Annotated in this window: 15 protein-coding genes; 8 read left to right on the forward strand and 7 right to left on the reverse strand. The window is 71.0% G+C overall.

Annotated features, from left to right (window positions below; genetic code table 11):
* Positions 1–23 precede the first annotated feature (23 nt).
* From ABZ842_RS07300 to ABZ842_RS07315, 4 genes are all read left to right on the forward strand, one after another.
* Positions 24–608 carry a hypothetical protein gene (locus tag ABZ842_RS07300; RefSeq protein WP_361533101.1) on the forward strand — a complete coding sequence of 195 codons (585 nt, stop codon included), beginning with the start codon at positions 24–26 and terminating at the stop codon, positions 606–608.
* Positions 609–619: 11 nt separating this feature from the next.
* Entirely contained in the window at positions 620–1180 is a 561-nt protein-coding gene (locus ABZ842_RS07305) for a nuclear transport factor 2 family protein (protein ID WP_361533104.1), read from the forward strand.
* A 67-nt stretch (positions 1181–1247) separates the two neighbouring features.
* The gene (locus tag ABZ842_RS07310; RefSeq protein ID WP_361533107.1) at positions 1248–1931 is read left to right on the forward strand and encodes a hypothetical protein; all 684 of its coding nucleotides are present in this window, start codon (positions 1248–1250) and stop codon (positions 1929–1931) included.
* A gap of 50 nt (positions 1932–1981) precedes the next feature.
* Positions 1982–3112, forward strand: coding sequence for a lytic transglycosylase domain-containing protein (locus tag ABZ842_RS07315; RefSeq protein ID WP_361533473.1), 1131 nt, complete (start codon positions 1982–1984; stop codon positions 3110–3112).
* On the opposite strand, the gene ABZ842_RS07320 is transcribed toward ABZ842_RS07315, so the two are convergent.
* Positions 3089–4165, reverse strand: a complete 1077-nt coding sequence (locus ABZ842_RS07320) for an ATP-dependent DNA ligase (protein ID WP_361533110.1) — start codon at positions 4163–4165, stop codon at positions 3089–3091. The two genes, ABZ842_RS07315 and ABZ842_RS07320, sit on opposite strands and share 24 nt — an antisense overlap.
* A 52-nt stretch (positions 4166–4217) precedes the next feature.
* Here ABZ842_RS07320 and ligD point away from each other — a divergent pair, with 52 nt between their 5' ends.
* Positions 4218–5240 carry a non-homologous end-joining DNA ligase gene (gene ligD / locus ABZ842_RS07325; protein WP_361533113.1) on the forward strand — a complete coding sequence of 341 codons (1023 nt, stop codon included), beginning with the start codon at positions 4218–4220 and terminating at the stop codon, positions 5238–5240.
* Positions 5241–5306: 66 nt separating this feature from the next.
* Here the strand turns inward: ligD and ABZ842_RS07330 are convergent, their stop codons facing one another.
* Positions 5307–7553 (reverse strand): family 16 glycoside hydrolase, encoded by a 2247-nt coding sequence (locus tag ABZ842_RS07330; protein ID WP_361533476.1) that lies wholly within the window; start codon positions 7551–7553, stop codon positions 5307–5309.
* Between the two features lie 98 nt (positions 7554–7651).
* Entirely contained in the window at positions 7652–10147 is a 2496-nt protein-coding gene (locus tag ABZ842_RS07335; RefSeq protein ID WP_361533116.1) for a ThuA domain-containing protein, read from the reverse strand.
* A 213-nt stretch (positions 10148–10360) separates the two neighbouring features.
* On the opposite strand from ABZ842_RS07335, the gene ABZ842_RS07340 reads away from it, so the two are divergent.
* From ABZ842_RS07340 to ABZ842_RS07350, 3 genes are all read left to right on the forward strand, one after another.
* Positions 10361–11341: a multicopper oxidase domain-containing protein gene (locus ABZ842_RS07340; RefSeq protein ID WP_361533119.1), complete on the forward strand. Its 981-nt coding sequence runs from the start codon at positions 10361–10363 to the stop codon at positions 11339–11341.
* Between the two features lie 148 nt (positions 11342–11489).
* Positions 11490–12263: a VOC family protein gene (locus ABZ842_RS07345; protein WP_361533122.1), complete on the forward strand. Its 774-nt coding sequence runs from the start codon at positions 11490–11492 to the stop codon at positions 12261–12263.
* 102 nt (positions 12264–12365) lie between these two features.
* The gene (locus ABZ842_RS07350; RefSeq protein WP_361533125.1) at positions 12366–12611 is read left to right on the forward strand and encodes a WhiB family transcriptional regulator; all 246 of its coding nucleotides are present in this window, start codon (positions 12366–12368) and stop codon (positions 12609–12611) included.
* Positions 12612–12633: 22 nt separating this feature from the next.
* Here ABZ842_RS07350 and ABZ842_RS07355 read toward each other — a convergent pair whose 3' ends face one another.
* The 4 genes from ABZ842_RS07355 to ABZ842_RS07370 form a co-directional block, all read right to left on the reverse strand.
* The gene (locus tag ABZ842_RS07355) at positions 12634–13257 is read right to left on the reverse strand and encodes a hypothetical protein (RefSeq protein WP_361533128.1); all 624 of its coding nucleotides are present in this window, start codon (positions 13255–13257) and stop codon (positions 12634–12636) included.
* Positions 13254–13874, reverse strand: a complete 621-nt coding sequence (locus ABZ842_RS07360) for a hypothetical protein (RefSeq protein ID WP_361533131.1) — start codon at positions 13872–13874, stop codon at positions 13254–13256. Before ABZ842_RS07360 ends, ABZ842_RS07355 begins: the two co-directional genes overlap by 4 nt.
* 64 nt (positions 13875–13938) lie before the next feature.
* The gene (locus ABZ842_RS07365) at positions 13939–15162 is read right to left on the reverse strand and encodes a hypothetical protein (protein WP_361533134.1); all 1224 of its coding nucleotides are present in this window, start codon (positions 15160–15162) and stop codon (positions 13939–13941) included.
* Complete coding sequence (locus ABZ842_RS07370) at positions 15155–15457, reverse strand: hypothetical protein (RefSeq protein WP_361533137.1); 303 nt, start codon at positions 15455–15457, stop codon at positions 15155–15157. The genes ABZ842_RS07365 and ABZ842_RS07370 overlap by 8 nt, the downstream gene beginning before the upstream one ends.
* Positions 15458–15483: the final 26 nt, after the last annotated feature.

Raw genomic sequence — 15483 nt, forward strand, 5'->3', positions numbered from 1 at the left:
ACTCACCCACCCCGGGGGCGACGATGAGCACCAGCGAGGACGTCCGGCCGGTGATACCGGCCCCCCGGACGTCACCCGAGAACGACCCGCCCCGCGCCGCCCCCGCCCGCCGGCCCCGGCTCGTGGCCGTCCTGCTCGCTGCGGCCCTCGCGCTGACCTTCGCCGCGGCCGGACTCCTCGTCCGCGCACACCAGTTGGCGGACACCCCGGCCACGGACAACCGCGCACTCGTCGACACCGCCGCCACCACCCGGGTGGCCGGCGACGTCAGCAGCGCCGTGACCCGGATCTTCTCCTACACGCCCGACGGCACGGCCGCCACCCGCGAGGCCGCGCGACAGCTGCTTGCCGGCAAGGCGGCACGCCAGTACGGCGAGCTGTTCGGACAGGTCGAGAAGCGGGCGGCGGACCAGCAACTGACGCTGACCACCCACGTCGTACGGGTGGCGGTGTCCGGGCTGACCGGCACCGACGCCCGCGTCCTGCTCTTCCTCGACCAGGTGGCCGAGCGCCGCGGGAAGCCGCCGACCACCGCGGCGGCCCAGCTCACCGTGGAGGCCCGACTGCGCGCGGACCGCTGGCAGATCGTCGACATCACGTCCCGTTAGGGGGAGGCCCGATGGCTCAGGAGCAGCACAAGGCGGGGGCGGCGCGGGGCGCGGCCTTCGGCATCAGGAGCAGACCGCTGCTCGCCGTGGCGCTCGTGCTCGCCCTCACCGCCGCGGTGCTCGCGGCCGTGACCGGCCGGTCCTGGTACGCGGCGGCGCACGACGACTCCGCCGCGTACGCCAAAGAGCGCGACCGGGCGCTGGCGGCGGGCCGGCAGGCGGTGCTCAACCTCAACACCCTCGACCACCGGGACGTCGAGGGCGGCCTCGACACCTGGCAGGACTCCACCACCGGTGACCTGCTGAAGCAGCTCACCGACGGCCGCGCCGAGTTCGAGAAGCAGATCCGGCAGGCGAAGACGGTCACCACCGCGAAGGTGCTCTCGGGGGCGGTGACCGAACTCGACGACCGCGCCGGCCGGGCGAGCGTGATGGTCGCGCTGCGCATCACGGTGACCGCGGCGAAGGGGAAGCCGACGCCGAAGGACAGCCGGATGCTCGCCGAACTCACCCGCACCCCGAAGGGCTGGAAGCTCAGCGCCCTCGGCCAGGCGCCCGTCGGCGCCTCCTGACAGCGGGGCCGCCCCGGGGCGCCCCGCCCAAGAACCGCCGCCGCACCACGCCGTGAGAGGACCCGACATGTCGACCACCCGTCATCTGCTCAACCGGCAGCGGAGGTTGGCCGCGGCGGCGACGTCCCGCGGCCCTGCCGCTTCGGTCACCGACCGCCCGCCGAAGGACGAGGCCCCGGACCGCGAGACCGCCTCCCCGGCCGAGCAGGACGGCGAGGCGACCGGATCCGCCCAGCGGGCCCGGCTGCCCGTGCTGCTGTGCGTGCTCGCCCTGCTGCTCGCCGGCTTCGCGGGCTACGCCGCACAGCGCAGCTCGACCTTGCGGGACGACCCCGCCACCCGGAACGCCGCCCTCGCCGACGCCGCCCGCACCAGCGAGCTGAAGGGTCAGGTCACCCGGGCGGTCGAGGCCCTGTTCTCGTACAACTTCGCCGAACCCGCGGCGCTGGACCGGGCGGCCGAGGCGCATCTGTCGGGTGCCGCGGTCCGTCAGCACGCCGACCTGCTCGCGGCCGTGCGCAAGGAGGGGCCGCAGCAGAAGCTGGTGCTCACCACGACGGTGACCGGGGCCGGTGTGGAACGCATCGACGGCGACCGTTCCCGCGTCCTGGTCTTCGCCGACCAGAGCAACACCCGTACGGCGACGAAGGGCGAGACGAGCTACGGAGCCGCCATGCTCGCCGTCGAGGCCCGTCGCACCGGTGGCACCTGGACCGTCACCGCCATCGACACGCTGGGGGCCCGGTCGTGAGGAAGCGCACCCGCAGGGGGACCGTCGCCACCGCCGCGGCGATCGCCGCGATGGCGGCCCTGACCGCGTCCCAGGCGCCGCCGGACGGCGGCCCGCGGCCCGCGGCGGCCGGGGAGCGGCAGTCCGTCGACCCGTACGGGACCGGGCCGGCTCCCGAGGACGACGACGTCTATCACACCGAACTCCCGCCCCTGACCAGCCCCGTCGTCGGCCCCGTCCGCCCCGGGGCGGGGCCGGCAGTAGGTGCCGGCGTCGCGGTGCAGACGGCCGCAGTCCGGGCGCAGTCGGGGATCCCCGCGACCGTGCTCGCCGCCTACCGGCGGGCCGAGGCCGTGGTCCGGCGGAGCGACCCGGGCTGTCGGCTGCCGTGGCAACTGCTCGCCGCCATCGGCAAGGTGGAGTCGGGCCAGGCCCGCGGCGGCCGGCTGGACTCCCGGGGCACCACCCTCGCGCCGATCCTCGGCCCGGTCCTGGACGGGGTGCGCTTCGCGCACGTCCCGGACACCGACGGCGGGGCGTACGACGGGGACACCCGCTACGACCGGGCCGTGGGGCCCATGCAGTTCATCCCCTCGACCTGGGCCCGCTGGGGCCAGGACGCCAACGGCGACGGCCGCCGCGACCCGCACAACGTGCACGACGCGGCCCTGGCCGCCGGGCGGTACCTGTGCGCGGGCGACCGGGACCTGACGGTCGCCGCCGACCTGGACCGGGCGATCCTGTCGTACAACCGCTCGCGCGCCTACGTGCGCACGGTGCTGGCGTGGCTGGCGTTCTACCGGTCCGGCGTCCACGCCGTGCCGGACGGCACCGGCGTCCTGCCGGTCAGCGCCGGCGCGGGCGGCACCCCGCCCACGCGGCCGGTGGGGGACCCCGACCCGCCGGAGAGCGGCGGCGGGGGCATCGTCGTGGGTCCGCGGCCCACGCCCACGTCCGGTGGGCCGTCGGTCCCGCCGCGGCCCTCGCCGTCCGGGCCGGGCACGAGCCCCGGCCCCTCGCCGTCGGGCCCCTCCCCGTCGGCCCCCGGTCCGTCCCCGTCGCAGCCGGGCCCCTCGCCCGGCGAGCCGTCGCCCTCGCCGTCGGAGCCCGCGCCTTCGCCGTCCGCATCGGAGGGCCCCGGTGCCAGCCCGGGACCCTCCCCGTCGGACCCGCCGTCCTCACCCGCCGCCGGCACCGGCTGACAGCACCTCGGCGAGGTCGTAGCCCACCGGCTCCTCCAGCTGTGCGTACGTACAACTGGCGGGGGTCCGGTCCGGGCGCCAGCGGCGGAACTGCGCCGTGTGCCGGAAGCGGGTGCCCTCCATGTGGTCGTACGCCACCTCCGCCACCCGCTCCGGGCGCAGCGCCAGCCACGACAGGTCCTTCTTCCCCGTCCAGCGGCTGACCGCGCCCGGCAGCCGGGACGACTCGTGGGCGCTCTCGTCAGCCCAGGCGGCCCACGGGTGCTCGTCCGCCGGCTCCATCCGCAGCGGCTCCAACTCCTCGACCAACTCCGCCCGCCGCTTCATCGAGAAGGCGGCGCACACGCCGACGTGCTGGAGGACGCCCTCGTCGTCGTAGAGGCCGAGCAGCAGCGAGCCGACGATCGGGCCGCTCTTGTGGAAGCGGTAGCCGGCGACCACGACGTCCGCCGTCCGCTCGTGCTTGATCTTGTACATCAGCCGGGTGTCGGGGCGGTAGCGCAGGTGCAGCGGCTTGGCGATCACCCCGTCGAGCCCGGCGCCCTCGTACTGGTCGAACCACCTGCGGGCCAGCTCCGGGTCCAAGGTGGCGGGCGCCAGGTGGACGGGCGGCCGGGCGTTCGCCAGCGCCTCCTCCAGCAGGGTCCGGCGCTCGGTGAGGGGGGTGTCGAGGAGTGCGGTGTCGCCGAGGGCGAGCAGATCGAAGGCGACGAAGCTGGCGGGGGTCCGCTCGGCCAGCATCCGCACCCGGGAGTCGGCCGGGTGGATGCGTTCGGTCAGCCGGTCGAAGTCCAGCCGGCCGTCGTGCACGATCACGATCTCGCCGTCCACGACGCAGCGCGGCGGCAGGTTCGCGGCCAGCGCGGTCACCAACTCCGGGAAGTAGCGGGTCAGCGGCTTCCCGGTGCGCGAACCGATCACCACCTCGTCCCCGTCGCGGTGCACGATCGCCCGGAAACCGTCCCACTTGGCCTCGTACTGCATGCCGGGCGGAATGTCCTTCACCGACTTGGCGAGCATCGGCTTCACGGGCGGCATCACCGGCAGGTCCATAGAAGGATTGTCCGGTATGCGAGGCATGTCGGCGCGACTTACCCTGGCGCACATGGCCGGCCGAGCGATGGAACTGCAGGTGGGGGAGCGGACGGTGCGCGTCTCCAACCCCGACAAGATCTACTTCCCCGAGCGCGGATACACCAAGCTGGACATGGTCCGCTACTACCTGGCGGTGGGCGACGGCATCACCCGCGCCCTGCGCGACCGCCCCACCACCCTGGAGCGCTACCCCGACGGGGTGAACGGCGAGTCCTTCTTCCAAAAGCGCGCACCCAAATACCTGCCCGACTGGATCCCCACCGCCCACATCACCTTCCCCAGCGGACGGTCGGCGGACGAGATGTGCCCCACCGAACCGGCGGCCGTCGTCTGGGCGGCCAACCTGGGCGCGGTGACCTTCCACCCCTGGCCGGTGCGCCGGGCGGACACCGACCACCCCGACGAACTGCGCATCGACCTCGACCCCCAGCCCGGCACGGACTACCTCGACGCGGTGCGCGCCGCCCACGAACTGCGCGACGTCCTCGACGGCGTCGGGCTGCGCGGCTGGCCCAAGACGTCCGGAGGGCGCGGCCTCCACGTCTTCGTCCCGATCACCCCTGACTGGACGTTTGTGCAGGTCAGACGTGCTGCCATCGCCTGTGGTCGGCTCCTCGAACGACGGCTGCCGGACCATGTGACGATCAAGTGGTGGAAGGAGGAGCGGGGGAAGCGGATCTTCATCGACTACAACCAGACGGCGCGGGACCGCACCATCGCCTCCGCCTACTCCGTCCGCCCGCGGCCCCACGCACCGGTCTCCGCGCCGCTGCGCTGGGAGGAGGTGGACGACGCCCGCCCGGAGGACTTCGACATCAAGACGATGCCGGAGCGGTACGCGCAGGTCGGCGACGTCCACGCCGACATGGACGACGAGCGCTTCAGCCTGGAGGCGCTGTTGGAGGCGGCCCGCAAGGACGAGGCCGACCACGGGCTGGGGGACCTGCCGTATCCGCCGGAGTACCCGAAGATGCCGGGGGAGCCCAAGCGGGTCCAGCCCAGCCGGGCGAAGAAGGAGCCGTCGGACGAGTAGGCCGGGATGTGCGAGGGCCCCTTCCCGGGGAAGGGGAAGGGGCCCGTACACCGACTTACTCGTGCGTCACAGCTCCTGGATGCGGATGTTGCGGTACGAGACCACGTCCGTGGTGCCGTGCACCTGGAGCCCGATGTACCCGAGCGCGTAGCGACGGCCGTCGGTGCCGACGTCGCCGGCGCGCGGCGGGGTGAAGGACTGGCCCGCCGCGTTCTCGAACTGGTTGATCAGCGCGCCGTTGCGGTAGATCGAGTACGTCTGGCCGACCACCCGGACCTCGTAGTCGTTCCAGGTGCCCTTGGGCGTCACCCCGGCGCCGGCCAGGCCGACGCGGTCGAAGCCGTAGATCGAACCGGTCTTGTACATGTCGCCGTCCGGCCGGTCGAGCACCTGGACCTCGTGGCCGTACTTGATGGCGACCCACTCCGGCCGCGGCTCCTCCGGGTTCTCGTGGACGAACGGGAAGCGGACGAAGACGCCGCTGTTGGCGTTGCCCGTGCCCGGTGCGTCGTCGCGCCACTGGAGCTTCAGCGAGAAGTCCCCGTACTGCTTCTGCGGGAACCACAGCATCCCGAGGCCGCCCTTGGTGGTGCCGCTGGTCATCGAGCCGTCGTCGTTGCGGGCGAACGAGCCACCGCCCACGTGCTGCCAGCGGTCGAAGGACGCCTGCGTGCCGTCGAAGATGTCCCGGTAGCCGGTGTTCTGGCCGGGCTTGCCGATGCCGGACTGCTTGGCGGCGGCGTACACCTTCTTGTGCTCGCGGAGGTCGACGACGCCGTCCTCCAGCAGCTTGTCCAGCACCTGGTCCACGTGCTTGAGGAACAGCGCGTGCGACGACCAGGACTTCTCGTCCTCGATGAGTTCGTTGATCGTGCACCGGACCCGGGTCATCCGGTTCGGCACGCCGGTGTCGACCGTGCCGACGATGACCGTGAGCCGCTCGTCCCACTCCGGGCAGTTCGGGGCCGGGACGCCGCCGCCCTGGGCGACCGTGAAGGTCGCCTTGAGCGCCGACGAGGTGTTGCCGGCCTTGTCCGTGGCCCGGTACTGCACGGCGTGGTAGCCGGCCCGGTCCACGACGACCGGGGCGGTGTACGCGAGGTAGGGGCCGCCGTCGAGCGAGTACTCGACCTTGTCGACGCCGGAGCCGTCGCCGTCGGTGGCGCTGATCGTCACCTTGGCGTTGTTGATGTACGCGCCGTCGGAGTTGCGCTGCCCCGCCACCTCGGCCCCGGTCACCGGCGGTGTGGTGTCGGGCTTCGGCGGGGTGACCACGGTGAACTCCACGGACTTCGCCGCCGCGGCGTTGCCCGCCTTGTCGGTGGCGCGGTAGCGCACGGTGTGCGTGCCGACCTGGTGCACCATCACCGGCGCGGTGTACGGCTGCCAGGCGCCGTCCGCGCCGATCGCGTACTCCACGGTGTTGACGCCCGAACCGGTGTCGGACGCGGACACGGTCACCGTGGCCATGTCCAGGTAGCGGCCCTCGGCGTCCCGCTCGCCGGTCACCGTCGCCGAGGTCTCCGGCGGCGTCTTGTCGTCCGTGGGCGGAGCGACGACCCGGAAGTCCGCGGCCTTCTCGGCGGCCGTGTTGCCGGCCTTGTCGGTGGCGCGGTAGCGGATCTTGTGCGTGCCGACCTGGTTCACCACGACCGGTGCGGTGTACGCCTGCCAGGGGCCGTCGGCTCCCACCGCGTACTCGATCCGCTCGACCCCGGAGCCCTCGTCGGTCGCCGACACCGTGACGGTGGCCAGACCCACGTACGCGCCGTCGGAGTTGCGGTCGCCCGCCACCTTGGCGTCGGTGGTCGGCGCGGTGGTGTCCTCGCCGCCCGGGTCGGACACGGTCAAGATGCCCTGCATCTGGCCGTGGCCGGGGATGGTGCAGAAGAACCGGTAGCGGCCGGGCGTCAGCGTCACCTCGGTGGTGTGCTTGCCGCCCTTGTCGTCGTTGGGGTTGGCCAGGACGTTCAGCGGTACGTCGTTGTTGTACTCCGGGTCCGAGACGTCGAACGTCAGGGTGTGCGGCATCCCGGTCGTGTTGCCGGCCGCACGGCTGTTGTCGAAGACGATCGTGGTGCGGCCCGCCACGGCGGTGGTGGGGAAGGACAGATAGCGGTCGATCGGATCGCCCGCGGTCCAGGTCAGGGTCTGCGCCGCGGCGCTGGCGGGCTGCGCGGCCGGGGTGCCCGTCGCCGTCTTGGCGGCTGTCGACGCCTTGGGGTCCTTCTTCGCCGTCGCGGCCCCGGCCGGTGCGCTCTGCGGCGCGCCGCCCTGCCCGTACGCGACCGCCGACATCAGCCCGACGACCATCGCGAACGAGGCCACGAGGGCCGTCCCCAGGCTCAGCGTCCTGCTGCTGTCCCTGCTACTGCTACTGCTACTGCTGCTGCGTCTGCCTCGGAGGAGTCTCACCGCGCCGCCTTCCGTGCCAGTTGGTCGGCGGAGGGAGTGGGCTCCCCGCCCTTGTACGTGACGCGCCACAGCGCCGAACGCGCGTCGGAGGTGAAGAACCCGCGGCCGTAGTCCAGGACGTAGAGCGAGCCGTCGGGTGCGAACTTCCAGTCCATGAGGTTGCGGATGCCGTTGGCCCCGACCGGGATGATCTTCTTCAGGGATTCGGCGTGCACCGGGATGCCGCCTTTGCCGACGGTCTTGGGGTCGGTCAGCACCGCGTGCCGGGGCTGGTCGCCGTCGTAGAAGTCACCGACGAACCACTTTCCGTCCCAGTACGCCGGCCACTTGACGTTCGACGTGCTGGTGGCGTCGTGTCGGTAGACCGGGCCCGTCATGGTGGCCTGGGCGCCGCCCTTGAGCCACGGCATCAGCAGCTTCTGCTCGTCCAGCTTGTAGCTGGGCACCCCGTTCGCGTCCCGCGGGAAGTCCGGTCCGCCGCCCTGCGGCGAGTACCAGATCGTGTTGGGGGTGACGGGCGGCACGTTGACCAGTCCGTCGTTGTTCGGCGACTCGTTCTTGGGCGCCTTGCAGTCGTACCAGCCCAGCGGCTTGCTCGGGTCCGCGAGACCGCGGTCCCGGTACGGCTGGTTGTTGCCCATGCAGAACGGCCAACCGTGGTTGCCCGCCTTGGTGATGGCGGCGAAGGTGTCGTACTTGGCGGGGCCCCAGGTCGTGGACGGCGAACCGGCGTCCGGGCCGACCCAGCCCGCGTACAGGGTGTCGGTCTTCTTGTCGACGAAGATCCGCGAGGGGTTGCGCACGCCCATCACGTAGATCTCGCCGCGGGTCTTCCCGCCGCCCTCGTCCATCTCGTCGCCCGTGAACAGATTGCCCTCGGGGATGGTGTACGTGCCGTTCTTCTGCGGCTTGATCCGCAGGATCTTGCCGTTGAGGTTGTTGGTGTTGCCCGAGGTGCGGCGCGCGTCCGCGAACGAGACGCCCTTGAAGTTCGGCTGCGGGTTGTTGCCCGAGTAGCCGTCGCTGAAGCGGGACGAGTTGTTGTCACCCGTGGCGACGTACAGATTGCCCTTGGAGTCCCACGCGAGACCGCCGCCCGAGTGGCAGCAGCTGTGGATCTGCACCGGCCACTTCAGCAGCACCTTCTCGCTCGCCAGGTTCAGCTTCCCGGTGGTGAAGTCGTAGGTGAAGCGGGAGACCCGGCGGTCGGCCATCCGCGTCTCGCGGTTGATCTGCGAGTGCGGGGTGTAGTGCAGGTACACCCAGCCGTTGGTGGCGAAGGCGGGGTCCAACTCGATGCCGAGCAGCCCCTCTTCGTTCTTGATCAGCTCGTCGCCGCCGCCCTTGTTGCCGAAGACCGACAGCGCCCCCGCGAGGGTCACCTTCTTCGTCGCCGGGTCGTAGACGTGGATCTCGCCGTCGCCCTTGCCGATGTTCGGGTCGTTCCAGTCCGTGACCACCGGTTTGCTGCTGTCGGCGCCGCCGCGGCCGATGTAGAAGACCTTGCCGTCGGGGGCCGTGACCAGCCCGTGCGGCTCGCCGATCTGGTCGTTCTGCCCCGGCTGGTTGGGCTGGGTGACCCGCTCGGCGGTGTAGTTGGCGTCGATGGTGGCCTTGCAGTCCGCCCGGGACGTGCGGTTCGTCCAGGCGAGGGCGCCGCGCAGGTGGTCGCGGAAGTCGGTCTCCGAGAAGCTGTCGACCGTACCGCCCATCCCGGTGTAGAAGGAGCGCCCGCCGTCGTAGTCGCGACACCACGAGACCGGGTGGTCCCAGCCGTTGGGCTTGGCGGCCGGCGTGATGGAACTCTCCTTGAGCCGGGCGACGGTGTGCACGCTCCCCGACGGGTTGACCGCCCAGTTGAACCACTTGTCGGGCCGCTTCCATTCGAGCGGCAACGACTTGGTGGCCGGATGCTGGCGGTCCCCGACCTCGACCACGGCCCGCTGCACGGAGCTGGGCGCACCCGAAGGGCGCGCACCGATCAGCCCGGTGAACCAGTCGGAGTACGGCTCGGTGCGCGCGGCGTCGTGGACGCCGAGGAAGCCGCCGCCGGCCTCCATGTACGCCTCAAGGCCCGCTTCCTGCGCCGGGTCGAGCACGTCCCCGCCGCCCGTCAGGAAGACCACGGCGTTGTACTTCCCGAGGCGGGTGGCGTTGGTGAAGACCGAGGCGTCGTCGGTGGCCTCGGTGGCGAACCGGCCGGCGGCCGGGCCGGTCAGCCCGATGGTCTCGACGGCCTGGATGCCGGCGTTGACCAGCGGGGACTCGGCGGTCGCCGAGCTGTGGAACACCAGGACCTTGACGTTCTTCCCGCCCGGCGGAGAGGGCAGGGACAACGTTGTCCCCTTCGACTCCGGGGGCGCTTGGGCAGCGACGGAGTTTCCCCCGCCGAGCAGGGAGACGGCGAGCGCGCCGACCCCCACCGTTGTCGCCAACGCCCTTGCCCGGGCGCTTCTTCGAGTTCTTGACCTGTGACGTGGTGCGCGCTGCATGTGGTCACCCACCCCTCCGTGTGGTCCCGACAACAGCCGACAACAGTCAGGGAAAGTAGACCTCTTTTCGCGGTTCGCCAATAGGTATGACCGTGGTAGTACAAACTTTGTCCTGAGTGTGGATAAACCCTCGTCCTCCGGCTACCGTATGGCCGTCTCCAGGGGTGACTCGTGTGCCCCGTCAACCTCCGTAACAGAGTTGGAGAGTTCGGCATGGACAGACGGAGCTTCAACCGACGACTTCTGGCCGGGAGCGCCGTCGCGGCCACCGGGGGCACGGGCCTCTCCCTGGCCGCCGCGCCCAGCGCCACCGGAGCGCCCGAGCGGGCACCGCTCGCGGTCACGCCGCCGAAGACCGCCCCGGCCGGGGGCAAGGTGCGCCACCTGAAGCTCTTCGCCGAGAAGCTGCCGGACGGGCAGATGGGGTACGGCCTGGAGAAGGGCAAAGCCACCGTCCCCGGCCCGTTGATCGAGCTCAACGAGGGCGACACCCTGCACGTCGAGTTCGAGAACCTGATGGACGTCCCGGTCAGCCTGCACGTCCACGGCGTCGACTACGACATCAACAACGACGGCACCAAGATGAGCCGCAGCCACGTCGAACCGGGCGCCACCCGTACGTACACCTGGCGCACCCACGCCCCCGGCCGCCGCGCCGACGGCACCTGGCGAGAGGGCAGCGCGGGCTACTGGCACTACCACGACCACGTCGTGGGCACGGACCACGGCACCGGTGGTCTGAAGAAGGGGCTGTACGGACCCGTGGTCGTCCGGCGCAAAGGCGACATCCTGCCGGACAAGCAGTTCACCATCGTCTTCAACGACATGCTGATCAACAACAAGCCCGCCCACTCCGGACCCGACTTCCAAGCGACCGTGGGCGACCGGGTGGAGATCATCATGATCACGCACGGCGAGTTCTACCACACCTTCCACATGCACGGTCACCGCTGGGCCGACAACCGGACCGGCCTGCTGAGCGGCCCGAACGACGTCAGCCGGATCATCGACAACAAGATCACCGGGCCGGCGGACTCCTTCGGCTTCCAGATCATCGCGGGGGAGGGGGTCGGCGCGGGCGCCTGGATGTACCACTGCCACGTACAGAGCCACTCGGACATGGGCATGGCGGGCCTGTTCCTGGTGGCGAAACCGGACGGCACGATCCCCGGCTACGACAAGCCGCACCACTAGTGCCGGTGGGGCGGGCGGGTGCTTCGGCCTGCCCGACCCGCTTCGCCCACCGCGGCGGCACCCGGATGCGCGCGCTCCGGATCGGTAGCAGACTCGGAAGGGACCCGCCAGGGCCCCGGCGGGGACCGGCTTCCTAGGAGCGCGCGCCATGCTGAGCACCCGTTTCGTCCCAGGCTCCCCGAACTGGATCGACCTCGGCACCCCCGACGTGGACGCGGCGGCCACGTTCTACGGCGGCGTCTTCGGCTGGACGCACCGGTCGGCCGGCCCCGAGGCGGGCGGCTACGGGATGTTCCACCACGACGGCAAGATGGTCGCCGGCATCGGCCCGCTCCAACAGGACCAGGGCCCCACGGCGTGGAACGTCTACTTCCAGACGCCCGACGCCGACGCCACGGCGGACGCGGTCCGCGCGGGCGGCGGCACCGTGCTGGCCGAGCCCATGGACGTCTTCGACCTGGGCCGCATGGCCGTCTTCACGGACCCCGCCGGCGCGTCCTTCGCGATCTGGCAACCCGGCAAGCACAAGGGCCTGGAGGCGGCGAGCGAGGGCGACACGCTGTGCTGGACGGAACTGAACACCCCCGACCCGGCCGCCGGCACCGCGTTCTACACGAAGGTCTTCGGCTGGCAGACCACGTCCATGCCGATGCCCGGGGGCGGCGGCGACTACACGATGATCCACCCCGCGGGCGGCACCCCCGACGACATGTTCGGCGGCATCGCCGCGCACTCGGGCAACGCGCACTGGCTCCTGTACTTCGACGTCGCGAACTGCGACGCTACGGTGGCGAAGTCACGCGACCTCGGCGGCGCGGTCACGACGGCCCCGGTGGACCTCGAAGGGGTGGGCCGCATCGCGGTGGTGTCGGACCCGGCGGGTGCGACGTTCGCCCTACTGACTCCCGCAGAGCAGGGCTGACCTGCGGATTCTTCGACGGGTTGGGGTTTGTGCGCGGGCTCGGGCCAGGGGTGTTGATGCGGCGTTGATCAGGTGTTTATCGCGATAGGCGATGGTTTTCCCATGCTGATCAACACCACCGCTGCCGATGAGCTCTCCTGGCAGGAGACGGCACTCTGCGCCCAGACGGGCCCCGACTTCTTCTTCCCCGCCCCCGGCTCCTCCACCCGCGAGGCGAAGCAACTGTGCCGGGCGTGCGAGGGCCGGGTGGCGTGCCTTGAGTACGCGCTGGAGCACGACGAGAAGTTCGGGGTGTGGGGCGGCCTGTCGGAGAAGGAACGCCACCGCCTGAAGTCCACCCGCGCCTGAAGTCCACCCGCGCCTGACCCACTCAGAACCAACGCCGCACGTAGCGGCCCTGCTTGGCCAGACCGGCTCGCTCGGCGACGACGATGGCGTCGACGTCGACGTCGGAGGTCGACCGGGGAGCGCCCGGCTCCCAGAGCCGCGTGTTGACCACGCGGATTGCCTGTTGCCCTCCGACGGGGGAGATGACGCCTCCGGCATGGGGGTCTCCGGCGAACCAGATGGCTCCGGACTGCGGATCGCGACGCGCTCTGAGACTGCGCCGATACGGAACAGTCTGCAGATGCTCGTACTGCCCCGGGGCAACTTCGATGGCGACCGCATACTGCCTGCTCTGGTGCGGCAGGGCGTACTGGCAGGGATAGCACTGCCATGTGTACGAGGCGAGAATCCGTGCCGTCCTTGGAGTAAGAGTCAACGCGGACGCAGCCAGGAGCACGGGCACCGGGGCGATGAAGACCACCGCGATGAGCAGTGGGAGCGCCGTGTTGGGGTCCGTCGCGAGGGTGGCCAATGAGACGACGGCGACGGGCAGGCCGGCCGATCCCACCAGCCAATGGACGCGTCTTCGACGGAGTTTCCGGTAGGCGGCAGCCGTCGGTTGGTGAGCCAGCGCTGACATTTCGGGTGCAGCTGTGAAGTCGGTCATTGCAGAGCATCCAGGATTCGACTCGGGCGGGACGCTACACGTGTGGCAGCGGACGGGTCGGTGAAGCTCAGGGTCCGGCCGACGCCGAGGAGGATCTCCACGTAGTCGTCCGAGAACTCCATTGCGGTCGTGGTGAGGTCCACGATCACCGTGCGTGATCCGGAAGGGCGGGCCACGGCGAGGCGTGCTTGGAGCACGTCCCGTGGGGGAGTGAGGATGGCGGCGCCTGGGCGCCCTGGTGTGTTGGAAAGCCGATAGGTGACCAGGGCTGCCGGAGCACGGCACGGCAACTCGGGCAGATCGCGGTGGAGCACCGTTCCCAGCGGTGTCTCAACGAGTGCGAGGGCACACCTCGCGGCAGCCAGACCGCCGGTCGGCGCATGCGTCTGGACGTCGGACAGCGAGAGCCACGAGATGCTGAACTCGCCGTCGCCGACAGCGTGCACGCCCAGGGCAACGTACATCGCACCGTGGCGGAACACGTCCTTCACCGCCTCCAGAAGCGTGCGGACTTCCTGTGCACGTCGAAGGCGCGAGTCCGGATCGGGCTGAACTGCCGTCTGGTCTCGGATGATCTGCTCCTGCATCGTGTCCAGAGCTGTTGCGTCGACGTCCACGAATCCTGGTGGGCGCTGGAACCAACACGGAGCTGCGGGAGAGTCTGAGGCCATGGTGCTGCTCCTAACGACGGATCTGGGACCAGGTTTGGGCCGCGGTGACACCGGCCCCCGGAATGTCCGACGTGATGAGGCGGGCTGCGTCGACACCGGCTCCCGTGCTTTGAGTCTCGGCGTTGTCGCCGGCCGGCGTGAGACCGACCACGGACGTGGCCACCCCACTGCCTGCGACTACCGTCTGCAACGGGACCTCGACTGATGGACTCGTTCGCCGAACGACCCAGTCGAGTACGGGTTTCGGGGCGCTCATGCCATCCCGCATGCCGGCAGCGGACTCGGTCCACAAGGCTTCCAGGCCACTTCGCAGGCCAGCGGATACGCTGCTTTGGGCCGCAGCCTCTGATCTCGTGGCGACCGCCATTCCCTTCGCGCCCTGCGCGACGGCTCCCAAGCCCGGCAGCGCGCCGAGGGAGTCTCCGCACAACGTGATCGCGCTGGACCAGAAGTGTGCGTCGAACCTGCCCTTGGCAAAACCCGCTGCCAGGGCTGATTGGTGTTCCGGGTCGGTTGCATGCGACGCCAGCGCAGCAGCGCTGAGACCGGCGGCGGCGAAGAGCAGCGGGACGGCAACCGGAGCGGTCGAGAAGACGGCGACGAGGCCGAGGGACGCCGACAGTAGGCCCAAGGCGTCGCCGAGGTTGTCGTCCATCCACTCCAGGAACTGGTCCAGGACGCCCGGTTCCTCTGGGGTCAGGTGGAGGGTTGCTGCGTTGAGGGACTTGGCGATGCGGGTCGCCTGCGTTCTGTGCGCTTCTTCCAGCTCGCGCGCCAGGCCGCGGATTGACTCCAGTGACTCGTGCGCCTCCGTCACCGCGTCGTGTGCCGCGCGGAGTTGCCACGTCGGGGTGTTCGGCGTGGTGCGCAGTTGGTGCTCGTGGGACTGGGCGCGGGTCAGGGCCGTCAGGTCCTCGCGGGCCTCGGCGTCGTAGCGCGCCGCCGTGGACTGGTACTCCACGAGGTCGTCGTGCCAGCGCCCGAGTTGCCGCGCAGCCTTCGTCAGGGAGCGGTGCGCGTTGCGCAGGGAGCGCGGCAGGTCGCCCGTCAGCGCCGTGCGGAACGCGTCGCCCGCCTCGCCGCGCCAGTGCGTGCTGTCGCGTACGAGCACGTCGACGAGGCGGTACGACGTGCCGAGCGCCGTCGCCGCCGCGTCGAGGCGGACGTGGAGCGCTGCGATCGCCGGTGGGCTGCCGGGCGTCGGGTCCCAGCCCAGGTGCCGGTATTCACGCACGGGTGTCGACCGCCCGGAACGCCTTCTCGACCGCGGTCTCCACCTGCGCGTAACCCTGGTGGCTGAGGCTCACCCCGTCGCGTAACGCACCGAGCCGGTCCCGCAGCACCTCCGCTCCGTACTGCCAGCGGCGTTGGAAGCCGTCGCACGCCTCGTCCAGGTCCTTCGTGCCCAGTTGTGCCGTGTCGACGTCGGCGAGGGAGGTCCGTGCGTCGGCGAGGGACGACAGGGCGCGGGTCAGTGCGCGCGAGAGGCGTCGCAGTTGGTCGGTGTCGGTGCGGAGATCGCGATGCATGGCGGACCACCTTGGCAGAGCGTGCC

Origin of the sequence: Streptomyces sp. NPDC047315, assembly GCF_040643215.1 — a bacterium.
Classification (GTDB): Bacteria; Actinomycetota; Actinomycetes; order Streptomycetales; family Streptomycetaceae; genus Streptomyces.